This is a genomic window from Stenotrophomonas sp. Ker107b (assembly GCF_053847245.1).
Genome location: NZ_JBSPHX010000002.1, coordinates 942,974 through 964,580, shown reverse-complemented (window position 1 = coordinate 964,580; position 21,607 = coordinate 942,974). Strand labels below are relative to the sequence as shown.

Here is a 21,607-nt window from a genome sequence, read left to right as displayed (position 1 = left end):
TTCTCCAGCGTGGGGTTGCCGGCCGGCGGCCGGCGTTACCCGTCAGCAGGACACGGGCAGTGTCAGTGCGCCGCCATGTAGATGTCCTGCAGCACCGCTTTTTCCAGCTCCAGCTCGCTGAGCAGATTCTTCACGATATCGCCCAGGCTCAGGATGCCGACCAGCTTGGCATCTTCGGTCACCATCAGATGGCGGTGACGCGAGTAGGTCATCAGCGCCATCGCCTGCTTGAGCGTCGCGTCCGGCCCGATGCCTTCCAACCCTGCCGACGGGAGCGTGGAAATCACCCGGCGCCCGGCCTGCGGGCCGTCGTCGGCCAGCGTGCGCACGATGTCTTTCTCGGAAATGATACGCACCGGGGCATCGTCTTTCATGACCACAAGGGCAGCGATCTTGTGCGCGCTCATTTTGTGGGCCGCTGCACCGATGGTGTCTTCCACATCAATGGTGACGATCGTTTCTTTCTTGGATTGCAGGAGTTCGCGGACGTTCATTCTTGTTTCCTGGTGCAGGGTACTGAAGTCGAGAGATGCGCCTGATTGCAGCGAGGTCGGTGGCGATGCACCTGCCTCGGTCACTCGATTCTACGACCGCACCCGGGGCCAGGAGTTTGCAAATCTGGGACGGTTCGTCGTGGAACGCGGTGCACGACCCTGAGAATGGCACCGTGACTAAAACCGTCGCTGAATGCCTCAGCAGACTGAGACTAAAGTTCCGGTGCCGACGGCCGTGTAGAGCCACCCCATGGGGTGGCTCTACAACGGGGTGATCGCACAAAAAAGGGTGGCCCCGCAGGGCCACCCTAGATACGTGTCAGCGCCTCGGCGGCGGACACATCACTCCACCGTCACGCTCTTGGCCAGGTTGCGCGGCTTGTCCACATCTGTCCCGCGGGCCAGTGCGGTGTGGTACGCCAGCAGCTGCACCGGGATGGTGTGCACGACCGCGCTCAGCACGCCCACATGGCGCGGCGTGCGGATCACGTGCACGCCGTCGGACTCCACGAAGTTGCTGTCCTGGTCGGCGAACACGAACAGCTCACCGCCACGGGCGCGCACTTCCTGCATGTTGGATTTGACCTTCTCCAGCAGGCTGTCGTTGGGGGCGATCACCACCACCGGCATGTCCTCATCCACCAGCGCCAGCGGGCCGTGCTTGAGCTCACCGGCCGGGTACGCCTCGGCGTGGATATAGGTGATCTCCTTGAGCTTGAGCGCGCCTTCCAGCGCGATCGGGTAATGCAGGCCACGCCCCAGGAACAGTGCACTGCTCTTGCGCGCGAAGCGCTCGGCCCAGGCGGCGATCTGCGGCTCCATGTTCAGCGCGTGCTGCACGCTGCCCGGCAGGAAGCGCAGCTGCTCCAGGTAGTCCGCTTCCTGCGCGGCATCGATGCGGCCGTGCAGTTTGCCCAGCACCACGGTGAGCTGGAACAGCGCGGCCAGCTGGGTGGTGAAGGCCTTGGTCGAGGCGACACCGATCTCGGCACCGGCGCGGGTGTAGCAGACCAGTTCGCTGGCGCGCGGAATCGCGCTCTCGGGCACGTTGCAGATCGACAGCGTATGCAGATGGCCGAGCGACTTGGCGTACTTGAGCGCTTCCATCGTATCCAGCGTTTCGCCGGACTGGGAGAGGGTGACGATCAGGTGCTTCGGGTTTGCGTAGGCGGCGCGGTAACGGTACTCGCTGGCGATCTCCACGCTGCACGGCAGGCCGGCGATGGATTCGATCCAGTAACGCGCGGTCAGGCCGGCGTAGTAGCTGGTGCCGCACGCGAGAATCTGCACGCCTTCGATGCCCGACAGCACCGCCTCGGCGTTCTTGCCGAACAGCGTGGCCGGGAAGCCACCGGCGTCGATCGCCGCTTCGATGGTGTCGCCGAGCGCGCGCGGCTGCTCGTGGATTTCCTTCTGCATGAAGTGGCGGTACGGGCCCAGCTCCAGCGACGCGAGCGAGACATCGGACAGGTGCACCTCCCGCACGATCGGCTGGTTGTGCTCGTCGTACACCTGCACGCCGTCGCGGCGGATGTCGGCAGTATCGCCCTCTTCCAGGAAGATCACCGTGCGGGTGGCCTGGATGATCGCCGAGACATCGGAGGCGACGAAGTTCTCGCCCTCGCCCAGGCCGACCAGGAGTGGGCAGCCCATGCGCGCGCAGACGAAGTGGTCCGGCTCGGCACGGCTCATCACCGCCAGCGCGTACGCACCGGTCAACTCCTTGACCGTGCGCTGCAGCGCCGAGAGCAGGCTGTCGCCTTCCTTGAGGTGATGGTGCATCAGGTGCGCGATCACTTCGGTGTCGGTCTGCGATTCGAAGGTGTAGCCCAGCGCGCGCAGCTTCTCGCGCTGCTCTTCATGGTTTTCGATGATGCCGTTGTGCACCAGCGCCACGCCGTGGCTGATGTGCGGGTGGGCGTTGGCTTCGGTCACGCCACCGTGGGTGGCCCACCGCGTGTGGCCGATCCCGAGCAGCGACTGGAAGCCTTCGCTCGCAGCGGCCTTCTCCATCTCGGCAACACGGCCGGTACGGCGCACGCGACGGACATCGGGCTCGGCCGCGGAGGCGTCGATCACGGCAATGCCTGAGGAATCGTAGCCCCGGTATTCGAGTCGCTTCAATCCTTCGATGAGTACCGGTACCACGTCGCGATGCGCGATCGCTCCCACAATGCCGCACATAGATTCAGATCCCTGCTGGTTAGCCTCGCATTCTAGCGTGGCGACCCGGACGGCTTGGGCGCTGTCCGCTTAACGAAAGTGTCCGGTCCGGTGTCCGCGGACACCCGGACACACCGCATGATTCGCAAGCCCTTGTTTTCAAAGGGTGAAAAGTTGGCACGAAGTCTGCTTTGGTATTTCACAACCCAACCGCGAACGAGCCCGATGATCCGCGACACTTCCGCCCAGGACCAGACCCTTTCCTCGCACGCCGCGCCCGCCCCGTGGAAGCGCTGGCTGTGGCCGGCGGTCGCCGCCCTGGTCGTGCTGCTGGCGATCGGCTTCGCCGCCCGCGCGTGGCTCGGCGCCAGCCGCTCCTTTGACAGCGCCCGTGTCCGCGTCGCAGAGGTCACCCGGGGTGACATGGTCCGCGATATCGCTGCTGACGGCCGCGTGATCGCCGCCAACAACCCGGTTCTCTACGCCATCTCCGCCGGCACCGTGACCCTGAAGGTGGTCGCCGGTGACGTGGTCAAGCAGGGCCAGGAGCTGGCCGTGATCGACAGCCCGGAACTGCGCAGCAAACTGGCCCAGGAACAGGCCACGCTGGCCGGCCTGCAGGCCGAGGCCAGCCGCGCCACCCTGGATGCCACCCTCGCCCGCGCCACTGCCCAGAAAGACACCGACCAGGCCGTGATCGAACGCCAGGCCGCAGTGCGCGATCTGGAGCGTTACAAGCGCGGTTTCGATGGCGGCGCGGTGCCGCAGGTCGACGTCGCCAAGGCCGAAGACACGGTCAAGAAGAGCGACATCCAGCTGGAACACGCCCGCAAGGATGCGATGCTCAAGGCTCAGGGCGCCGATCTGGACGCGCGCAACAAACGCCTGCTGGCTGATCGCCAGCGCGCGGTGGTCACCGAGGTCGAGCGTCAGGTCGACGCGCTCACCCTGCGCGCCCCGTTCGATGGCCAGGTTGGCCAGGTGCAGGCCACCCAGCACACCAACGTGGTCGCCAATGCGCCGATCCTGGGCGTGGTCGATCTGTCCCGCTTCGAGATCGAGATCAAGGTGCCGGAGAGCTTCGCCCGCGAGCTGTCGATCGGCATGCCCGCCCAGCTCACCGGCGGCAGCGGCCAGTTCGCCGGTGAGATCTCCGCCGTGTCCCCGGAAGTGGTCGCCGGCGAGGTCAACGCCCGCATCCGCTTCTCCGACAAGCAACCGCAGGGCCTGCGCCAGAGCCAGCGGATGCAGGCGCGTGTGCTGCTTGATACCCGCCGTAACGCACTGAAGATCGAACGTGGCCCGTTCGTTGAGCAGGGCAACGGCTACGCCTACGTCATGGACGGCAGCAGTGCCGTCCGCCGCCCGGTCAAGCTCGGTGTGAGCAGCCTGGGTGAAGTTGAAATTCTCTCTGGCCTGCAACCCGGCGATCGTGTCGTGGTGTCCGGCAGCGATCTGTTCGGCGATGCCGAGCGCGTGTCCATCAACTGATTCACCCCTTTCGATCTTCCCGACATTCAAAGGAACACAGCCATGCTTGAAATGCGCTCGGTCGCCAAAGTCTTCCGCACCGAACAGGTGGAAACCCATGCCCTGCGGTCGCTGGATCTGCACGTGCGCGAAGGGGAATTCGTCGCCGTGACCGGTCCGTCCGGTTCGGGCAAGACCACCTTCCTCAACATCGCCGGCCTGCTGGAGACCTTCACCAGCGGCACCTACCTGCTCGATGGCCAGGACGTCAGCCAGCTCGGCGATGACGCGCGCAGCCGGCTGCGCAACCAGAAGATCGGCTTCATCTTCCAGGGCTTCAATCTGATCTCCGATCTGAACCTGTTCGACAACGTCGATGTGCCGCTGCGCTACCGCGGCATGCCGGCGGCAGAGCGCAAGCAGCGCATCGAACATGCGCTGGCCCAGGTGGGCCTGGGCTCGCGCATGAAGCACTACCCGGCCGAACTGTCGGGCGGTCAGCAGCAGCGCGCCGCGATCGCGCGTGCGCTGGCGGGCAGCCCCCGCCTGCTGCTGGCCGATGAACCGACCGGCAACCTGGACAGCCAGATGGCGCGTGGCGTGATGGAGCTGCTGGAAGAGATCAACGCCAAGGGCACCACCATCGTGATGGTCACCCATGACCCGGAGCTGGCCGCGCGCGCCAAGCGCAATGTGCACATCGTCGATGGCCAGGTCACCGACCTGCTGCGCGATCCGGTACTCGCCACGCCGCGCCCGTCCGTCGCCGCCGCCATCGCCAACGACTGAGGCCCGCCATGCTCGCCTACTACTTCCGACTGGCCCTGCGCAGCTTCCGGCGCAACAAGGTGCTGACCGCGCTGATGGTGGTCGCCATCGCGCTGGGCATCGGCGCCTCGATGACCACGCTGACCGTGTTCCATGTGTTGTCCGGTGATCCGATCCCGCAGAAGAGCGATCGCCTGTTCGCCGTGCAGGTCGATCCGCGCCCGATGCTGGGCTACCAGCCTGGCGAGGAACCGGAGGAGCAGCTGACCCGCTTCGATGGCGAGGCACTGCTGCGTGAGAAGCATGCCAAACACCAGGCCCTGATGACCGGTGGTGGCGTGACCATCGAGCCGGACAAGGCCTCGCTGCGTCCGTTCGATACCGATGCACGCTACACGTCCACCGATTTCTTCCCGATGTTCGATACGCCGTTCCAGTACGGTCGTGCCTGGCCGGTGGCCGACGACGACGGGCGCGGCCGCGTGGTGGTCATTTCGCAGGCGCTCAACCAGAAGCTGTTCGATGGCGCCAACAGCGTCGGCAAACCGCTGCGCATGGACGGCCACACCTTCACGGTGGTGGGCGTGCTGGACGAGTGGAATCCGAACCCACACTTCTATGATCTGGAGACCGGCAGATACGGTGGCAGCGAGGACATCTACTTACCTCTCTCCACAGCGCTGGAGCTCAAGCTGGGCCGCAACGGGAACATGAACTGCTGGGACAACTCCGGTGGCGATGAAACGGCGGTCAATGCACCGTGCACCTGGATGCAGTACTGGGTGGAACTGGCCTCGCCGGCCGATGCCGCCGACTACCGCGCCTACCTGGAGAACTACTCGGCCCAGCAGAAGTCCGCAGGCCGCTTCGAGCGCGCACCGAATGTGCGCCTGCGCAGCGTCATGGACTGGCTGGACCACAAGCAGGTCGTGCCGGGCGATGTGCGCCTGCAGCTGTGGCTGGCGATGGGCTTCCTGCTGGTGTGCCTGATCAACACCGTCGGCCTGCTGCTGGCCAAGTTCCTGCGCCGCAGCGGTGAGATCGGCGTGCGGCGCGCGCTCGGTGCCAGCCGTGGGCAGATCTTCCTGCAATCGCTGGTGGAAGCCGGCACGGTGGGCCTGGCCGGTGGCCTGCTCGGCCTGCTGCTGGCCCTGCTCGGCCTGTACGCAGTGCGTCAGCAACCGGTGGACTACGCCAAGCTGGCCACGCTGGATGGGCAGATGCTGCTGATGACCTTCGCGCTCACCCTGGTCGCCAGCCTGCTGGCCGGCTTCCTGCCGGCATTGCGCGCGATGCAGGTCACGCCCGCCATCCAACTCAAATCGCAGTAAGGATCCGGAGCACATCATGGATATCCGTCCCATTCTTTCCACCCTGCGCCGGCACAAGACCGCCGCAGCGCTGATCGTGCTGGAGATCGCACTGACCTGCGCGATCGTCTGCAATGCGCTGTTCCTGATCGGCCAGCGCATCGAGAAGATCAACCAGCCCAGCGGCATCGCCGAAACAGAGCTGATGGAAATCCGCCTGCGCGGTGTCGGCAAGCAGGTGAACGTGGAAGCGCGCACCCGTGAGGACCTGGCCGCACTGCGCAGCGTGCCCGGCGTCAAGAGCGCGGTGACCATCAACCAGCTGCCGTTCCGCCGCAACTCGTGGAACTCCAGCCTGTCCCGGGTGCCCGACCAGGAGCGCCCGACCCTGAGTGCATCGCAGTACTTCGCCCGCGAGGGCACGTTGGATACGCTGGGCCTGAAATTGGTGGCCGGCAGTGATTTCCAGCCCGGCGAGTACCGTGAGTACAGCGAGGTGGTCGCCGACGAGACAGCCGATTCCAAGGGCAGTTCCGTCATCCTGACCCGTTCGGCCGCCGAAAAGCTGTACCCGGGGGGCGATGCACTGGGCAAGACGGTCTACAGCGGCCGCATGCCATTGCGCGTGACCGGCGTGGTCGAAGCGCTCGCGCGCCCGGGCAACGTCGAGGGCGACACGCATCACTCGATGCTGCTGCCGATCCGGATGAGCTATGACATGGGGTTCTACCTGATCCGTGTCACCGATCCCGCCCGCCGCGATGAGGTCCTCAAAGCGGCAGTGGCTGCACTGGAGCGGGTGGATTCCAGCCGCATGGTGGGCGCCAAGCTCACCTACGAGCAGGTCCGCCACAAAACGTTCGCCAATGACCGGGCCATGGTCGGCCTGCTGATCACCGTGTGTGTCGCCCTGCTGGTAGTGACCGCGCTGGGCATCGTCGGCCTGGCCAGTTTCTGGGTGCAGCAGCGCACCAAGCAGATCGGCATCCGCCGGGCGCTGGGCGCGACGCGCAGCCAGATCCTGCGGTACTTCCAGACCGAGAACTTCCTGTTGGCCACGGTCGGCATCGTGCTGGGCATGTTGATGGCCTACACGATCAATCTGTGGCTGATGAACAACTACGAGCTGCCGCGCATGCCCATCAGTTACCTGCCGATCGGCGCGGTGCTGTTGTGGCTGCTGGGCCAGGTCGCTGTCTTCGGCCCGGCGCGTCGCGCCGCCGCCGTTCCACCCGCTGTTGCCACCCGGAGTGCCTGAAATGCGCCAGACCCAGACCAAGATCACGACCCTGCTGTTGTCCCTCCTGCTGGCCGGTGCCCCCGCGCTGGCGGCCGCCCAGACCGACACCTCACGCCTGGAATGGCGTGATGCCGGCCACCACCTGGTGGTCGATGCGCAGGATGGCATCGTGCGGGTCACCACCACCGAGCCGAGCACCTACTTTGGCCTGCGCAGCGGTGACCGGATCATCCGCGTGGGCGACCAGCAGGTGCGCAGGATCGCCGACCTGACCCACACCCTCGGCGGCAACAAGGGCTCCCGTGTGCCCGTCACGGTGCTGCGCAAGGGCAACCAGAAGACCGTCTACGTCGACAGCGCCGCCTGGAGCGAAGCGCTGGCGGTGGAAACCCCGGCCATTCCGCAGGCCCCCCGCGCCGGCGGCTGAGGGCAGCCACGCCGGGCCATCTGCCTCTTGGCCCGGCGCTCCGGTACTCTTGATCCCACTTCCGGTCCTACGCTGCCGCATGCCCTCGATCCTGATCATTGACGACAACGCCAGCGTCGGCACCGCACTGAACGTGCTGTTCTCGCTGCACGACATCGACACCCTGCACGCGCTCTCGCCCGAGCAGGGCCTGGCCCTGCTGGAACAGCAGCCGGTAGACCTGGTGATCCAGGACATGAATTTCACCGAAGACACGACCTCCGGCGAAGAAGGCGAAGCACTGTTCCTGCAGATCCGTGCACGTCACCCGGACCTGCCGGTGATCCTGTTGACCGCCTGGACCCATCTGAGCAGCGCGGTCGATCTGGTCAAGGCCGGCGCCGCCGATTACCTGGCCAAGCCATGGGACGACCGTAAGCTGCTGATCACGGTCAACAACCTGCTGGAACTGTCTGAAACCCGCCGGGAACTTGATCGCCGCCGCGACCGTGAGCAACGCAACCGTTCGGCGCTGGAAGCCCGCTACGATCTGCGCGGCGCCGTTGTCGCCGATGCGGCCAGTGAGCGCGTGGTGAGCCTGGCCTGCCAGGTCGCACGCTCGGCGCTGCCGGTGCTGATCACCGGCCCGAATGGCGCGGGCAAGGAGAAGATCGCCGAGATCATCCAGGCCAATTCGCTGGTCGCCAAGGGCCCGTTCGTTGCGCTCAACTGCGGTGCGATTCCCTCCGAGCTGATCGAAGCCGAGCTGTTCGGTGCCGAAGCCGGTGCCTACACCGGCGCCAACAAGGCGCGCGAAGGCAAGTTCGAGGCCGCCGATGGCGGCACGCTGTTCCTGGACGAGATCGGCAATCTCTCCCCCAGCGGACAGATGAAACTGCTGCGTGTGCTCGAAACCGGTCGTTTCGAACGCTTGGGTTCCAACCGCGAGCGGCAGGTCAAAGTACGCGTCATCAGCGCTACCAATGCAGACCTGCCGGGCATGATCCGCGACGGCCAGTTCCGCGAGGATCTGTACTACCGCCTCAATACCGTCGAGCTGGCGTTGCCACCGCTGGCCGAGCGCCCCGGCGACATCCTGCCGCTGGCCGAGCGCTTCCTGGACAGTGGCAAGCCGCTGTCCACGGCCGCGGCCACCGCGCTGCAGCGCCATCCGTGGCCGGGCAATGTGCGCGAACTGCGCAATGTGCTGCAACGCGCCGAACTGCTGTCCAACGGCCCGCGCATCGAGGTGGGTGATCTCAACCTGCCGCGCAGCGCCGCCCCACGTTCCGCCAGCCCGGCAGTGGATCCGGACCGCAGCCGGATCGAGAACGCGCTGGCCCACAACCACGGCATCATCGCGCAGACCGCCGCCGAACTCGGGCTCAGCCGCCAGGCGCTGTACCGGCGCATGGACCGTTACGGCATCCCGCGCGAATGAAGCGGCGTTCGTTCACCTTCCGGTTGTTCCTGCGCCTGCTGCCGGTGCTGGCACTGGCGGCGGCAGTCCCGTGGTACCTCGCATTCTGGCTGGACCACGGCTGGGGCGTCACCGTGATCTCGGTGATCGTGCTGTTGTCGCTGATGTGGTGGAGCCTGCGCCGTGCCACCGCACCGATCCGCTCACTGCTGCGCGCCCTGTCCGGCACGACCAGCAGCTACCGCGATGGCGAGTACAACTTCGGCATCTATTGGCCCTCCAACGACGAGCTGGGCGATCTGGTCCAGGCCCATCGCGAGTTGGGTGATGTGCTGCGTGCGCAGCGTCAGGAGCTGGTCCAGCGCGAACTGCTGCTCGATACCATGGTGCAGAACACGCCCGTGTCGATGCTGCTGCTGGCCCACGGTGGCGATGGTGTGCAGCGGGTGGTGTTTTCCAACCTGGCCGCGCGCAAGCTGCTGCACAACGGCTGGAAGCTGGAAGGCCAGCGCATGCACGATGTCATGGAGACCATGCCGGTCGAACTACGCGATGCCATCGCCCGCGGTGGCGACAGCCTGTTCGCGGTGCGCGAAGAAGACGGCGATGAGGACGACGAACAGGTCTACCACCTGTCACGGCGCAACTTCCACCTCAATGGTCGCCCGCATGACTTGTTGTTGATCCGCCTGCTCACCGCGGAACTGCGCCGCCAGGAAGTACAGACCTGGAAGAAGGTGATCCGGGTGATCAGCCACGAGCTCAACAACTCGCTGGCCCCGATCGCGTCGCTGGCGCACTCCGGCGGCGAGCTGGTCCGGCGTGGCAAGGTCGAACGCCTGGAGGAGGTCTTTGCCACCATCGAAGACCGCGCACGCCACCTGGAAGGCTTCATCCGCGGCTATGCGCGGTTCGCCAAACTGCCGCAGCCGCAGCTGCAGACCGTGCAGTGGACTATGTTCCTCACCGGGCTGCAGCACCAGATTCCGTTCCGGATGGCGGAGATTCCAGACGACCTGCACAGCCGGGTGGACATCGCCCAGCTGGGCCAGGCACTGCTGAACCTGCTCAAGAACGCACACGAGGCGTGTGCCGACGCCGAACCGCCCACCGATGACGTGGAGGTGCGCCTGACCCGCCTGCCGCAGTGGTTGCGGTTGGAGGTGCTCGATCGCGGCAAGGGCATGAATGAGGCCGTGCTGCAGAATGCGCTGATGCCGTTCTATTCCACCAAGCGCAACGGGACCGGATTGGGCCTGGCGCTGACCCGGGAGATCGTGGAAGCCCATGGTGGCCGGATCTCGCTGCAGAACCGCCGCGAAGGCGGCCTGTGCGTGGCGATCTTCCTGCCCGCGGGTTGAGGCAGCGCACACAGTCGTACCGGCCGCTGGCCGGCACCGTCGTGAACCCGGGATTGCCTGGTTGCCGGCCGGCGGCCGGCACTACTTCTTCGTGGGGCGCTTCCAGCCATCGATGGTTTCCTGGCGGGCACGTGCGACGGTCAGTTTGTCCGCCGCTGCGCTGCGGGTAATCACCGAACCAGCCGCCACGGTAGCGCCTTCACCGATGACGACCGGCGCCACCAGCGAACTGTTGGAGCCGATGAAGGCGCGGTCGCCGATGGTGGTCTGTGACTTGTTCACGCCGTCGTAGTTGCAGGTGATGGTGCCGGCGCCGATGTTGACCTTGCGGCCGATCACCGCATCGCCCAGATAGGTAAGGTGGTTGGCCTTGCTGCCCGCACCCAGCACGACCTTCTTGGTCTCCACGAAGTTGCCGACATGCGAACCTTCTGCCAGCACGGTGCCGGGGCGCAGGCGGGCGAACGGACCAATCTCGGCCGCGCCTTCGCTGATCACACCGTCCAGATCGCAGTGCGGCTTGACCACGGTGCCCGCCGCCAGGGTGACGTCCTTGAGCCGGGTGAATGCCCCGATGCTGACACCGTCGCCCAGCACCACGCGCCCTTCCAGGATCACGTTGACGTCGATCTGCACGTCGCTGCCGACGGTGACCGTGCCGCGGATATCCAGTCGTGATGGATCGAGCACCCGTGCGCCCTGCGCGCACAGCGCACGCACTTCACGCAGCTGCCAGGCGCGTTCGAGCTGCGCCAGCTGCCACGGATCGTTGGCGCCTTCGGCGTCCTGCGGATCCTGCACGAAGGCCATCTCGGCCGGGGTGTAATCGCCCGCCGCCGCCGCAAAGATGTCGGTCAGGTAATACTCGCCCTGCGCGTTCGCATTGGAGAGCTGGGACAACCAACGGCGCAATGCCGTGGATTCGGCGGTGATGATGCCGGTATTGATGGTGCGGATGCTGCGCTGTTCATCGGTGGCGTCTTTCTGCTCGACGATCGCGCCGACCTTGCCCTCGGCATTGCGCACGATGCGGCCATAGCCGGTCGGATCGGCGACCTCGGCCACCAGCACGGCCAAGCGGCCCGGCTGCGACAGCAGGTGGCGCAGCGTTTCCCCGCGGATCAGCGGCACGTCGCCGTACAGCACCAGCACGGTCGCCGCATCCGGCACCTCCGGCATGGCCTGCAGCACCGCATGGCCCGTGCCCAGCTGCTGGCTCTGCTCGGCCCAGCGCAGGTCAGGCTGGTCAGCGAACGCCTGCCGCACCGCTTCGCCACCATGGCCGTACACCACGTGGATCGCCTCGGGCTGCAACTGGCGCGCGGTCTCGATGACGTGGGCGAGCATCGGGCGGCCGGCAATGGGCTGCAGCACCTTGGGCAGGGCCGACTTCATGCGCTTGCCGGCACCGGCGGCCAGGATGATCACGTGCAGGGGCTGGGTCATGGGCAGATCGGGTTCCGGGAATCGTTGAGGGGAATTCTAGTGCGCCGCTCGTTAACATGTGGGATTGTCCGCCGCGAATCCTCCGTGAGCCTCCTCCGCCAAGGCAGCAGCTACCTCGTGATCGGTCTTGTCCAGCTTGTGCTGGATTGGGCGGTGTTCGTCGGCGCGACCGCACTGGGCATGCCGATCGTGCCAGGCAATCTGCTGGGGCGGGTGGCAGGCATGGTGCTGGGGTTCTGGCTCAACGGTCGCTACACGTTCGCGCGCGACGGTGCACATCGGCTGGGCTGGGCGCGGTTTGCGCGCTTCCTGCTGCTGTGGGCCGTGCTGACGACCATCAGCACCCTGTTGGTGACGCTGGCCGCCGAGCATCTGGGCCTGCGCTATGCGTGGCTGGCCAAACCGCTGGTGGAGGGCGGCCTGGCCGCGGTGTCGTTCCTGCTGATGCGGACCTTGATCTTCCGCTGACGCGGCCGCCGCCTGCAGGCCAAAAAAAAACGCCGGCAAGCCGGCGTCTTTCCCTTCGTGGATGGCGCCGTCGCGCCGCTCCACTCAGTGCTTGAGCGTCTTGCGCAGGCGTTCGAGCGCCTGCAGCTGGACCACGGCTTCGGCCAGCTTCTGCTGGGCTTCGGCCACTTCCATCGCTTCGCCACGATTGGCCAGGATGCGTTCGGCTTCTTCCTTGGCCTTGCGGACCGAGGCTTCATCGATGTCCTGGGCACGGATCGCGGTGTCGGCCAGCACGGTCACGACCTGCGGCTGCACCTCGAGGATGCCGCCAGAGATGGCGAAATCGAGCTGTTCGCCGTTCGGCGTGGTCACTACCACCTTGCCCGGCTTCAGGCGGGTGATCAGCGGAGCATGCTTGGGCGCGATGCCCAGCTCGCCCAGCTCGCCGGTGGCCACGACCAGGGTCGCTTCACCACGGAAGATTTCCTGCTCGGCGCTGACGATGTCGCAACGAATGGTGCTCATGTAACTCTCTTCGCTAGGGGGCGGGTTGAACCCACCGCAGGTGTTCCGCAGCGGTGGGCAGACGCCCACCCCGTGTCACGGTCGGGACGGACCGGAGCCCGTCCCTGCCGCATCAGGCCTTCTCGGCCATCTTCTTGGCCTTCTCGACCGCTTCTTCGATGCTGCCGACCATGTAGAACGCCTGTTCCGGCAGGTGGTCGTATTCGCCATCGACGATGGCCTTGAAGCCACGGATGGTGTCCTTCAGCGACACGTACTTGCCCGGCGAACCGGTGAACACTTCGGCCACGTGGAACGGCTGGCTGAAGAAGCGCTCGATCTTGCGGGCGCGGGTCACGGCCTGCTTGTCTTCCTCGGACAGTTCGTCCATGCCCAGGATGGCGATGATGTCCTTCAGTTCCTTGTACTTCTGCAAGGTCTGCTGGACGCGCTGGGCGGTGTCGTAATGCTCGTGGCCGATGACCAGCGGATCCATCTGGCGGCTGGTCGAGTCGAGCGGATCCACGGCCGGGTAGATACCCAGCGAGGCGATCGAACGCGACAGGGTCACGGTCGAATCCAAGTGGGCGAACGTGGTGGCCGGCGACGGATCGGTCAAGTCATCGGCGGGCACGTAGACGGCCTGGATCGAGGTGATCGAGCCATTCTTGGTCGAGGTGATGCGCTCCTGCAGGACGCCCATTTCCTCGGCCAGGGTCGGCTGGTAACCCACGGCCGACGGCATACGGCCCAGCAGTGCCGACACTTCGGTACCGGCCAGGGTGTAGCGGTAGATGTTGTCGACGAACAGCAGCACGTCCTTGCCCTTGCCGTTTTCGTCCTTCTCATCGCGGAAGTACTCGGCCATGGTCAGGCCGGTCAGCGCAACGCGCAGACGGTTGCCCGGCGGCTCGTTCATCTGGCCGTACACCATCGCGACCTTGTCCAGGACGTTGGAGTCCTTCATCTCGTGGTAGAAGTCGTTGCCCTCACGGGTACGCTCACCCACGCCGGCGAACACGGACAGACCGCTGTGCGCCTTGGCGATGTTGTTGATCAGTTCCATCATGTTGACGGTCTTGCCGACGCCGGCGCCGCCGAACAGGCCGACCTTGCCGCCCTTGGCGAACGGGCACATCAGGTCGATGACCTTGATGCCGGTTTCCAGCAGCTCGGTGGCCGGGGACTGGTCTTCGTACGACGGCGCGGCACGATGGATTTCCCACGTGTCGCTGGCGGTGACCGGACCGGCTTCGTCGATCGGGCGACCCAGCACGTCCATGATGCGGCCCAGCGTACCCGCGCCGACCGGCACCGAGATGGCGCGTTCGGTGTTGGTGGCGACCAGGTTGCGCTTCAGGCCGTCGGTGGAGCCCAGCGCGATGCAGCGGACCACGCCGTCACCCAGCTGCTGCTGCACTTCCAGCGTGATTTCGGTGTTGTCCACCTTCAGCGCGTGGTACACCTTCGGCACCGACTCGCGGGGGAATTCGACGTCGACGACGGCGCCGATGATCTGAACGATCTTGCCCTGACTCATTGCTGCAATCCTCTAATGTGTGCTTTGACTGTGCGCGTCAGACTGCTGCCGCGCCGCCGACGATTTCGGAGATTTCCTGGGTGATCGCTGCCTGGCGGGCCTTGTTGTAGACCAGCTGCAGGGTTCCGATCAGCTTGTTCGCGTTGTCACTGGCCGACTTCATCGCCACCATGCGTGCCGCGTGCTCGGAGGCCACGTTTTCCAGCACGGCCTGGTACACCAACGACTCGACGTAACGCGTCATCACGTGCTCGAGCACGGTCGCGGCGTCGGGTTCGTACAGGTAGTCCCAGTCGTGATGCGCGACCTGCTTCTCAGCGGCCGGCAACGGCAGCAGCTGATCGAAGCTGGCCTTCTGCGTCATCGTGTTGATGAAGCGGTTGTAGACCAGGTACACGCGGTCGACCTTGCCCTCGGTGAAGGCATCGAGCATCACCTTGATCACGCCGATCAGCTGTTCCAGGTGCGGCACATCGCCCATGTGGGTGACGCTGCCGACCATGTTGACCTTGACCCGGCGGAAGAAGGTCGAGGCCTTCTGGCCGACGGTGACCACATCGATCTCGGCGCCCTTTTCCTGGTACTGGCGGACTTCGCCCAGCATCTTGCGGAACAGGTTGTTGTTCAGGCCACCGGCCAGGCCGCGGTCGGAGGAGATCACGATGTAACCGACCCGCTTGACCTCGTCACGCTGGACCAGGAACGGATGCTGGTAATCGGTGCTGGCCTGGGCCAGGTGACCGATCACCTGCTTCATCGCCTGCGCATACGGACGCGACGTCTTCATCCGCTCCTGCGCCTTGCGGATTTTGGAGGCCGAGACCATTTCGAGCGCGCGCGTCACCTTGCGGGTGTTCTGCACGCTCTTGATCTTGGTTTTGATTTCGCGTCCGCTTGCCATCTCTTATTCCCGTAGAGCGGAGGGGTGCCCCGCTTTGTCACAGTGAAGCGGGGCTGAGCCCCGCTCTACATGCGGCTTACCAGCTGCCGGTGGTCTTGAACTCGGTGATGCCCTTCTTGAAGGCAGCCTCGATATCGTTGTCCCAACCGCCGGTGGCGTTGACCTTTTCGATCAGCTCGCCCTGGGTGTTGGCGAAGTGGGCATGCAGGCCTTCTTCCAGCGCCAGCAGCTTGCTGACCGGCACGTCGTCGAGGTAACCCTCGTTGACGGCGTAGATGGTCAGCGCCTGATTGGCGATGGACATCGGCGCGTACTGCTTCTGCTTCATCAGCTCGGTGACGCGCTGACCGCGCTCGAGCTGCTTGCGGGTGGCTTCGTCCAGATCCGAGGCGAACTGCGCGAAGGCAGCCAGCTCGCGGTACTGGGCCAGCGAGATACGGATGCCGCCGGACAGCTTCTTGATGATCTTGGTCTGGGCCGCACCACCGACGCGCGACACCGAGATACCGGCGTTCACGGCCGGGCGGATGCCGGAGTTGAACAGATCGGTTTCCAGGAAGATCTGGCCATCGGTGATCGAGATCACGTTGGTCGGCACGAACGCCGAGACGTCACCGGCCTGGGTTTCGATGATCGGCAGCGCGGTGAGCGAGCCGGTCTTGCCCTTGACGGCGCCGTTGGTGAACTTCTCCACATACTCTTCGGACACGCGGGCAGCGCGCTCGAGCAGGCGGGAGTGCAGGTAGAACACGTCACCCGGGTAGGCTTCACGGCCCGGCGGACGCTTCAGCAGCAGCGAGATCTGGCGGTAGGCAACGGCCTGCTTGGACAGATCGTCGTACACGATCAGCGCGTCTTCGCCGCGGTCCATGAAGTACTCACCCATGGTGCAGCCCGAGTAGGCGCTGATGTACTGCATCGCGGCCGATTCGGACGCGGTCGCAGCGACCACCACGGTGTGCGCCAGGGCGCCGTTCTCTTCCAGCTTGCGCACGATGTTGGCGACGGTCGAGGCCTTCTGGCCGATCGCGACGTACACGCACTTGATGCCGGTTGCCTTCTGGTTGATCACCGCATCGATGGCCAGGGCGGTCTTGCCGGTCTGGCGGTCACCGATGACCAGCTCGCGCTGGCCACGGCCGATCGGGATCATGGAGTCGACCGACTTGTAACCGGTCTGCACCGGCTGGTCGACGGACTTGCGCCAGATCACGCCCGGGGCCACACGCTCCACCGGGGCGGACAGCTTGGCCGCGATCGGGCCCTTGCCGTCGATCGGCTCACCGAGCGCGTTGACCACGCGACCCAGCATTTCCGGACCCACCGGCACTTCCAGGATGCGACCGGTGGTCTTGGCCACGTCGCCTTCGCGCAGGTTCTGGTAATCACCCAGGACCACGGCGCCGACCGAGTCGCGCTCCAGGTTCAGGGCCAAGGCGAAGGTGTTGTTCGGCAGTTCGATCATTTCGCCCTGCATCACGTCGGCCAGACCGAAGATGCGCACGATGCCGTCGGACACGCTGGTCACGGTGCCTTCGTTGCGCGATTCCGCGGCCAGCTTGACCTTCTCGATGCGGTTCTTGATCAGTTCGCTGATTTCGGAGGGGTTGAGCGTGGTTGCCATCGTCAAGTCCTAGTGCCGGCGGTCACGCCGGACGTTAAATGAATTCAGTTAGCGAGCGCGGTCTGCAGGCGCGACAGCTTGCCCTTGAGCGAGCCATCGATGACCACATCGCCGGCGTCGATCACGGCACCGCCGATCAGCGACGCATCGACCGCGGTCGTCACGTCCACCTCGCGGCCGAAGCGCTTGCGCAGCGCGGCCTTGATGGCGTCCAGTTCGGCGCCGGACAGTGCCGAGGCCGAGGTCACGGTGGCCTTGACCACGTGTTCGGCTTCAGCGCGCAGCTGGTCGTACATGCCGGCGATTTCCGGCAGCAGCGGCAGACGGTGCGCGTCGGCCAGCACGGCCAGGAAGCGACCGAAGGTCTCGCTGGACGATTCCGGCACCAGCAGCGCGACGGCGGCGTCGCGCTCCAGCTCCGGGTTCGACAGCAGGGCCGCCACGCGCGGGTCGGCAGCTACGTGGGCGGAGAACGCAAGCGCGTCCGACCACGGCGCGAACGTGCCTTCGTCGCGCGCGGTCGCGAACGCGGCGCGGGCATACGGGCGTGCAAGCGTGAGGGCCTGGCTCATCGATCAGATCTCCGATGCCAGCTCGTCGAGCAGCGCCTTGTGGGCGTTGGCGTCGATTTCGCGCTTGAGCAGCTTTTCGGCACCGCTCACGGCCAGCGCGGACACCTGCTTGCGCAGATCTTCACGGGCACGGTTGGCGGCAGCTTCGATCTCGGCGTAGGCCAGATCTTTCTGGCGGGTGGCTTCGACGATGGCTTCGTTCTTGGCAGCATCAACGATCTGGTTGGCGCGGGCGTGGGCCTGATCGATGATCTCGTTGGCCTTGGTGCGCGCATCCTTCAGGGCATCGTTGACCTTTTCCTGCGCCTGGGCCAGATCCTTCTGGCTGCGGTCAGCAGCGGCGAGGCCTTCAGCGATCTTCTGCTGACGCTCTTCGATGGCGTTCATCAACGGCGGCCAGATCTTGGTCGCGATGATCCAGATCAGACCGGCAAATGCCAGTCCCTGGGCAACGAGGGTAAAACCGATATCCATGGGGTTCGCTCAATCGGGGGTGACGGGGTGGATGGGCCGCCGTGGCGGCGCATCCGATCCTTCATCCGCGATCAGGCGCACAAGGCGCCTGATCGTTTCGCTGTTGCTGGATTAACCAGCAACCTGCGGCAGGCGTGCAACGAACTCGCCGATCATCGGGTTGGCGAAGGCCAGCAGCAGGCCGACGGCGACCGAGATGATGAACGCGGCGTCGATCAGGCCGGCGGTGATGAACATGCGGACCTGCAGAACCGGAATCAGTTCCGGCTGACGGGCAGCCGATTCCAGGAACTTACCGGCCATGATGGCCAGACCGAGACCGGCACCCAGCGCGGCCAGGCCGATCATGATGCCGACGGCGAGGACGGTGGAGCTCTGGACTTGGGCGAGGTTGGTCAGGACGGCGAAGTACATGGTTTTCTCCTGGAACTTTGAATAGCTAAGGGTTTAGAAACAAACGGATGAAGGGTGAAGCGAAAACTCAGTGAGCGTCTTCCGACAGGCTCAGGTACACGATGGACAACATCATGAAGATGAACGCCTGCAGCGGAATCACCAGCAGGTGGAACAGCATCCAGCCCAGGCCGAATGCACCGCCTGCGATGGCACCGGCGATACCCGCACCGCCCAGCACCCAGATCAGCAGGAAGACGATCTCGCCGCCGAACATGTTGCCGAACAGTCGCATCGCCAGCGAAATCGGCTTGCTCAGCCATTCGACGATGTTGAGGATCAGGTTGAACGGCATCATCCACTTGCCGAACGGCGCGGTCAGGAATTCCTTGGTGAAGCCACCCAGGCCCTTGGAACGCAGCGCGAAGAACAGCATCAGGAAGAACACGCTGATCGACATGCCCAGAGTGGCATTGACGTCGGCGGTGGGAACCGGCTTCCAGTAAGGCACGCCCATCAGCTCAAGCGGCTTGGCGATGAAGTCGGCCGGGATCATCTTGATGAGATTCATCATGAGGATCCAGAAGAACAGCGTGATCGCGATCGGGGTCACCAGCTTGCTGGTGCCGTGGTAGGTGTCCTTGGCCTGACGGTCAACGAACTCCAGGCAGATCTCGACGAACGCCTGCCACTTGCCCGGAACGCCGGCAGTCGCCTTGCGGGTTGCCATCCAGAAGCCAAACACCATCAACAAACCCATCAGGACCGAAGTCACAATGGTGTCGACGTGAATCGCCCAGAAACCACCTTCCTGCATATGGAACGTCAGGTTGTGCAGGTGATGTTGGATGTAGGAGGTGGGTGTCAGCGCCTCGCCTGCCATGTGTCCGGAACCTTGAGTTAAATAAATTGGATCAGCGCCTGGCCAGAGCCAGGACCTGGAACATCAACCCGACGGCGATACCGGCCAGCAGCGCCAATGCAGGCAGCTTGAAGACCAGGAACCCCACCATCAGGACGCCGAATACGAGCACCCACTTTGCCACCACCGCCAGAATCAGGCGGGTCATCGCCGATCCTGCCGCCTGCACACCGCCACCGAGCGCCATGCGCGCAGCAACCCAACCGGCTGCCGAGACTGCCACACCAGAGAGCAGCGCCCCCAGGGCGGCCTTCGGGCCTCCCCAGAACAGCAGGCCAAGAGCCAGGACAGCCACTGCAGCCAGCGGGTAAACCGCTGCGCGCAGCATCAGTCGCCGACCCGCGTCAACGGAGTTCAGCACGTGAATGTCCTGCATGGTTGTGAGTAGGAAAGGCCGAGGCTGCAAGCAAACGCCTCGTCGAGCCGCCAAATTATAGCAATGGGACAATTTGAGAGACAACCGCTGCCTGTTCATCCCGGATGTGGCCCCGCCGTTGGGGCCTCCTGCCCGCCTGTGCCACCTGCGGTCCAATCGGTTTGCGCAGGAGCGGGCCGATGTGGCAGTGCAGCACGTTGAACTTTGGCCACGCCCCCCGGTCTCATCCATGAGCCTGCCGTTGAATCCTCGTCGGCGTCCCGCGAGCGGGCTGGTACAGGGTGGCCCCGAAGCCCTCTCCGGGGCCACCCTCTTTTTTTCGGCGCTGGGCGGCGTGACCACGAACCCCGTGAAGCGGGCCCGCCCTGAACGGCGGCTCGAGCCGAAAACGGCCAGTGCGCGGACCTGCGGTTGTTCGGTGCGCATGAACGGTACACACAGCCTCCACCATACCTTCACGAATGGTGGACGTCGCAGTGGGCAATGTGACGCCACATCACTAGAACCACCGCAAGGACCCCCGATGCGCCCGATGCTCTCCCTGCTTGCCGTGCCAGTTGCTCTGGCCGCACTTTCCTATGCCGCTCCGTCCCACGCTGCCGAAGGCGATGACCGCTTCGCGCTGCGTCTGGGTGCGATGCAGATCGATTCGGACAACACGATCCGCGGCAACACCAACATCGCGGGCCAGGACGTTGGCTTCTCCGAAGATTTCGGCCTCGGTGGCAAGGAATGGGAGCCGCGCATTGACGGCATGTTCCGCATCAGCAACCGCCAGCGCCTGCTGTTCAACTACTTCAAGTACGACAAGGATCGCCGCGAGACGCTGGATGAGGGCGTGAGCTTCGGTGATACCAACGTGCCGGCCGGCAGCTTCATCAAGGGTGAGCTGAAGTATCAGGTCGCCAGCCTGGTGTACGACTACTCCGTCGTGGACACCGAGAAGTTCGACCTCGGCCTGCAGCTCGGTGCCGAGTACGCCAAGGTCAGCACCAAGGCGTACGCCGACGTGGGCGACCTGTATCAGGGCGAGTTCCTGGACGAGAAGGCCGACGGCGTGGCGCCGGTGGTCGGTGCCCGCCTGAGCTTCAATCCGTCCGAGAAGTGGATGATCACGCTGCAGGGTCAGTACCTGAACACCAAGTGGGGCAACTTCGACGATTACGACGGCGATCTGAGCCGTGCCAATGCGATCGTCGATTACCGCTTCACCAAGAACTTCGGCGTGTTCGCCGGCTATGACTGGTTCAAGCTGGACGTGGACCAGAGCGGCAGCGATGGCACGATTGGTCTGAAGCAGGAGTTCAAGGGTCCGGTGGCAGGCGTCAGCTTCGTCTTCTAAGCCCTTCGCAACACCGCTCTCTCCAAGCGCGGCCTCCGGTGTATCGGGGGCCGCGTTTTTTGTGCGCTTAGGGTTTAAGGGCGGCTTGGTCGAGTGGCGGGCACGGATACCCTGTCGGACGAATGTCCCCCGGCGACGGCCTGTGGCCGTCACCTCCTCCTTGATTTCGCCCCACAGGGTATCCATGCCCGCCCGGCGAAAATTACGCTGGCCGCTCGCAGCAGAGCATCAGGCGCTCGCTGCGCAGGCCGGGGCCCGCCGCGGCCGGTAGGCCGTTGGGCAAAATCAAGGAGGAGGCAGCCGCCGTGAGGCGGATGCCGGAGGACATTTGGCGAACGGCCTGTCGGCCGCGGCGGGCCCCGGCCTGTGCAGCGAAGCGGCGCCAAGAGATGCTGCTTCGCCAGCCTCAGCTTCAGCGACAAAAAACCCCG

Annotated in this window: 21 protein-coding genes; 9 read left to right on the top strand and 12 right to left on the bottom strand. The window is 65.0% G+C overall.

The window, feature by feature from the left end:
- Positions 1–62: 62 nt before the first annotated feature.
- The gene (locus tag ACWV8V_RS14145) at positions 63–494 is read right to left on the bottom strand and encodes a CBS domain-containing protein (RefSeq protein WP_123730120.1); all 432 of its coding nucleotides are present in this window, start codon (positions 492–494) and stop codon (positions 63–65) included.
- Between the two features lie 342 nt (positions 495–836).
- On the bottom strand, positions 837–2,678 hold the full coding sequence (glmS, locus tag ACWV8V_RS14140; RefSeq protein ID WP_259259026.1) for a glutamine--fructose-6-phosphate transaminase (isomerizing): 1,842 nt from the start codon (positions 2,676–2,678) through the stop codon (positions 837–839).
- A gap of 204 nt (positions 2,679–2,882) precedes the next feature.
- Here glmS and ACWV8V_RS14135 point away from each other — a divergent pair, with 204 nt between their 5' ends.
- The 7 genes from ACWV8V_RS14135 (at position 2,883) to ACWV8V_RS14105 (ending at position 10,632) form a co-directional block, all read left to right on the top strand.
- Positions 2,883–4,148 (top strand): efflux RND transporter periplasmic adaptor subunit, encoded by a 1,266-nt coding sequence (locus ACWV8V_RS14135; protein WP_123730118.1) that lies wholly within the window; start codon positions 2,883–2,885, stop codon positions 4,146–4,148.
- Positions 4,149–4,190: 42 nt separating this feature from the next.
- Positions 4,191–4,916, top strand: coding sequence for an ABC transporter ATP-binding protein (locus ACWV8V_RS14130; RefSeq protein WP_123730117.1), 726 nt, complete (start codon positions 4,191–4,193; stop codon positions 4,914–4,916).
- An 8-nt stretch (positions 4,917–4,924) separates the two neighbouring features.
- A complete protein-coding gene (locus tag ACWV8V_RS14125; protein ID WP_259259022.1) occupies positions 4,925–6,226 on the top strand; it encodes an ABC transporter permease in 1,302 nt (433 codons plus the stop codon).
- Between the two features lie 16 nt (positions 6,227–6,242).
- Positions 6,243–7,463 carry an ABC transporter permease gene (locus tag ACWV8V_RS14120; protein ID WP_259259020.1) on the top strand — a complete coding sequence of 407 codons (1,221 nt, stop codon included), beginning with the start codon at positions 6,243–6,245 and terminating at the stop codon, positions 7,461–7,463.
- Position 7,464: 1 nt separating this feature from the next.
- Complete coding sequence (locus ACWV8V_RS14115; RefSeq protein WP_259259018.1) at positions 7,465–7,872, top strand: PDZ domain-containing protein; 408 nt, start codon at positions 7,465–7,467, stop codon at positions 7,870–7,872.
- 79 nt (positions 7,873–7,951) lie between these two features.
- A complete protein-coding gene (locus tag ACWV8V_RS14110) occupies positions 7,952–9,292 on the top strand; it encodes a sigma-54-dependent transcriptional regulator (protein WP_455900022.1) in 1,341 nt (446 codons plus the stop codon).
- Positions 9,289–10,632: a sensor histidine kinase gene (locus tag ACWV8V_RS14105; RefSeq protein ID WP_455900021.1), complete on the top strand. Its 1,344-nt coding sequence runs from the start codon at positions 9,289–9,291 to the stop codon at positions 10,630–10,632. The genes ACWV8V_RS14110 and ACWV8V_RS14105 overlap by 4 nt, the downstream gene beginning before the upstream one ends.
- 81 nt (positions 10,633–10,713) lie before the next feature.
- Here ACWV8V_RS14105 and glmU read toward each other — a convergent pair whose 3' ends face one another.
- Positions 10,714–12,078: a bifunctional UDP-N-acetylglucosamine diphosphorylase/glucosamine-1-phosphate N-acetyltransferase GlmU gene (glmU, locus tag ACWV8V_RS14100; RefSeq protein WP_455900020.1), complete on the bottom strand. Its 1,365-nt coding sequence runs from the start codon at positions 12,076–12,078 to the stop codon at positions 10,714–10,716.
- An 84-nt stretch (positions 12,079–12,162) separates the two neighbouring features.
- Between glmU and ACWV8V_RS14095 the strand changes: the two genes are divergently transcribed.
- On the top strand, positions 12,163–12,546 hold the full coding sequence (locus ACWV8V_RS14095) for a GtrA family protein (protein ID WP_259259010.1): 384 nt from the start codon (positions 12,163–12,165) through the stop codon (positions 12,544–12,546).
- A gap of 84 nt (positions 12,547–12,630) precedes the next feature.
- Here the strand turns inward: ACWV8V_RS14095 and ACWV8V_RS14090 are convergent, their stop codons facing one another.
- From ACWV8V_RS14090 to ACWV8V_RS14050, 9 genes are all read right to left on the bottom strand, one after another.
- A complete protein-coding gene (locus ACWV8V_RS14090; RefSeq protein ID WP_005411127.1) occupies positions 12,631–13,053 on the bottom strand; it encodes a F0F1 ATP synthase subunit epsilon in 423 nt (140 codons plus the stop codon).
- Between the two features lie 112 nt (positions 13,054–13,165).
- The gene (gene atpD / locus ACWV8V_RS14085; RefSeq protein ID WP_121040078.1) at positions 13,166–14,572 is read right to left on the bottom strand and encodes a F0F1 ATP synthase subunit beta; all 1,407 of its coding nucleotides are present in this window, start codon (positions 14,570–14,572) and stop codon (positions 13,166–13,168) included.
- Positions 14,573–14,609: 37 nt separating this feature from the next.
- Positions 14,610–15,473, bottom strand: a complete 864-nt coding sequence (atpG, locus tag ACWV8V_RS14080; protein ID WP_123730109.1) for a F0F1 ATP synthase subunit gamma — start codon at positions 15,471–15,473, stop codon at positions 14,610–14,612.
- Positions 15,474–15,549: 76 nt separating this feature from the next.
- On the bottom strand, positions 15,550–17,097 hold the full coding sequence (gene atpA / locus ACWV8V_RS14075; protein ID WP_123730108.1) for a F0F1 ATP synthase subunit alpha: 1,548 nt from the start codon (positions 17,095–17,097) through the stop codon (positions 15,550–15,552).
- Between the two features lie 44 nt (positions 17,098–17,141).
- Complete coding sequence (locus tag ACWV8V_RS14070) at positions 17,142–17,669, bottom strand: F0F1 ATP synthase subunit delta (RefSeq protein WP_259259006.1); 528 nt, start codon at positions 17,667–17,669, stop codon at positions 17,142–17,144.
- Between the two features lie 3 nt (positions 17,670–17,672).
- On the bottom strand, positions 17,673–18,143 hold the full coding sequence (locus ACWV8V_RS14065) for a F0F1 ATP synthase subunit B (protein ID WP_123730106.1): 471 nt from the start codon (positions 18,141–18,143) through the stop codon (positions 17,673–17,675).
- 111 nt (positions 18,144–18,254) lie between these two features.
- A complete protein-coding gene (gene atpE, locus ACWV8V_RS14060; protein WP_017354883.1) occupies positions 18,255–18,557 on the bottom strand; it encodes a F0F1 ATP synthase subunit C in 303 nt (100 codons plus the stop codon).
- Between the two features lie 67 nt (positions 18,558–18,624).
- Complete coding sequence (gene atpB / locus ACWV8V_RS14055; protein WP_123730105.1) at positions 18,625–19,419, bottom strand: F0F1 ATP synthase subunit A; 795 nt, start codon at positions 19,417–19,419, stop codon at positions 18,625–18,627.
- Positions 19,420–19,450: 31 nt separating this feature from the next.
- A complete protein-coding gene (locus ACWV8V_RS14050) occupies positions 19,451–19,819 on the bottom strand; it encodes a hypothetical protein (RefSeq protein WP_184997288.1) in 369 nt (122 codons plus the stop codon).
- A 538-nt stretch (positions 19,820–20,357) separates the two neighbouring features.
- Between ACWV8V_RS14050 and ACWV8V_RS14045 the strand changes: the two genes are divergently transcribed.
- The gene (locus tag ACWV8V_RS14045; RefSeq protein ID WP_259259005.1) at positions 20,358–21,176 is read left to right on the top strand and encodes a porin family protein; all 819 of its coding nucleotides are present in this window, start codon (positions 20,358–20,360) and stop codon (positions 21,174–21,176) included.
- Positions 21,177–21,607 lie beyond the last annotated feature (431 nt).

Excerpts from the sequence above, each read along its gene's own strand:
- glmU (WP_455900020.1), bottom strand. The coding sequence starts at position 12,078 with ATGACCCAGCCCCTGCACGTGATCATCCTGGCCGCCGGTGCCGGCAAG.
- atpA (WP_123730108.1), bottom strand. The coding sequence starts at position 17,097 with ATGGCAACCACGCTCAACCCCTCCGAAATCAGCGAACTGATCAAGAAC.
- ACWV8V_RS14115 (WP_259259018.1), top strand. The coding sequence starts at position 7,465 with ATGCGCCAGACCCAGACCAAGATCACGACCCTGCTGTTGTCCCTCCTG.
- glmS (WP_259259026.1), bottom strand. The coding sequence starts at position 2,678 with ATGTGCGGCATTGTGGGAGCGATCGCGCATCGCGACGTGGTACCGGTA.
- atpE (WP_017354883.1), bottom strand. The coding sequence starts at position 18,557 with ATGTACTTCGCCGTCCTGACCAACCTCGCCCAAGTCCAGAGCTCCACC.
- atpG (WP_123730109.1), bottom strand. The coding sequence starts at position 15,473 with ATGGCAAGCGGACGCGAAATCAAAACCAAGATCAAGAGCGTGCAGAAC.
- ACWV8V_RS14070 (WP_259259006.1), bottom strand. The coding sequence starts at position 17,669 with ATGAGCCAGGCCCTCACGCTTGCACGCCCGTATGCCCGCGCCGCGTTC.
- atpD (WP_121040078.1), bottom strand. The coding sequence starts at position 14,572 with ATGAGTCAGGGCAAGATCGTTCAGATCATCGGCGCCGTCGTCGACGTC.
- ACWV8V_RS14105 (WP_455900021.1), top strand. The coding sequence starts at position 9,289 with ATGAAGCGGCGTTCGTTCACCTTCCGGTTGTTCCTGCGCCTGCTGCCG.
- ACWV8V_RS14045 (WP_259259005.1), top strand. The coding sequence starts at position 20,358 with ATGCGCCCGATGCTCTCCCTGCTTGCCGTGCCAGTTGCTCTGGCCGCA.
- ACWV8V_RS14120 (WP_259259020.1), top strand. The coding sequence starts at position 6,243 with ATGGATATCCGTCCCATTCTTTCCACCCTGCGCCGGCACAAGACCGCC.
- ACWV8V_RS14145 (WP_123730120.1), bottom strand. The coding sequence starts at position 494 with ATGAACGTCCGCGAACTCCTGCAATCCAAGAAAGAAACGATCGTCACC.
- ACWV8V_RS14130 (WP_123730117.1), top strand. The coding sequence starts at position 4,191 with ATGCTTGAAATGCGCTCGGTCGCCAAAGTCTTCCGCACCGAACAGGTG.
- atpB (WP_123730105.1), bottom strand. The coding sequence starts at position 19,419 with ATGGCAGGCGAGGCGCTGACACCCACCTCCTACATCCAACATCACCTG.
- ACWV8V_RS14135 (WP_123730118.1), top strand. The coding sequence starts at position 2,883 with ATGATCCGCGACACTTCCGCCCAGGACCAGACCCTTTCCTCGCACGCC.
- ACWV8V_RS14090 (WP_005411127.1), bottom strand. The coding sequence starts at position 13,053 with ATGAGCACCATTCGTTGCGACATCGTCAGCGCCGAGCAGGAAATCTTC.
- ACWV8V_RS14065 (WP_123730106.1), bottom strand. The coding sequence starts at position 18,143 with ATGGATATCGGTTTTACCCTCGTTGCCCAGGGACTGGCATTTGCCGGT.
- ACWV8V_RS14110 (WP_455900022.1), top strand. The coding sequence starts at position 7,952 with ATGCCCTCGATCCTGATCATTGACGACAACGCCAGCGTCGGCACCGCA.
- ACWV8V_RS14125 (WP_259259022.1), top strand. The coding sequence starts at position 4,925 with ATGCTCGCCTACTACTTCCGACTGGCCCTGCGCAGCTTCCGGCGCAAC.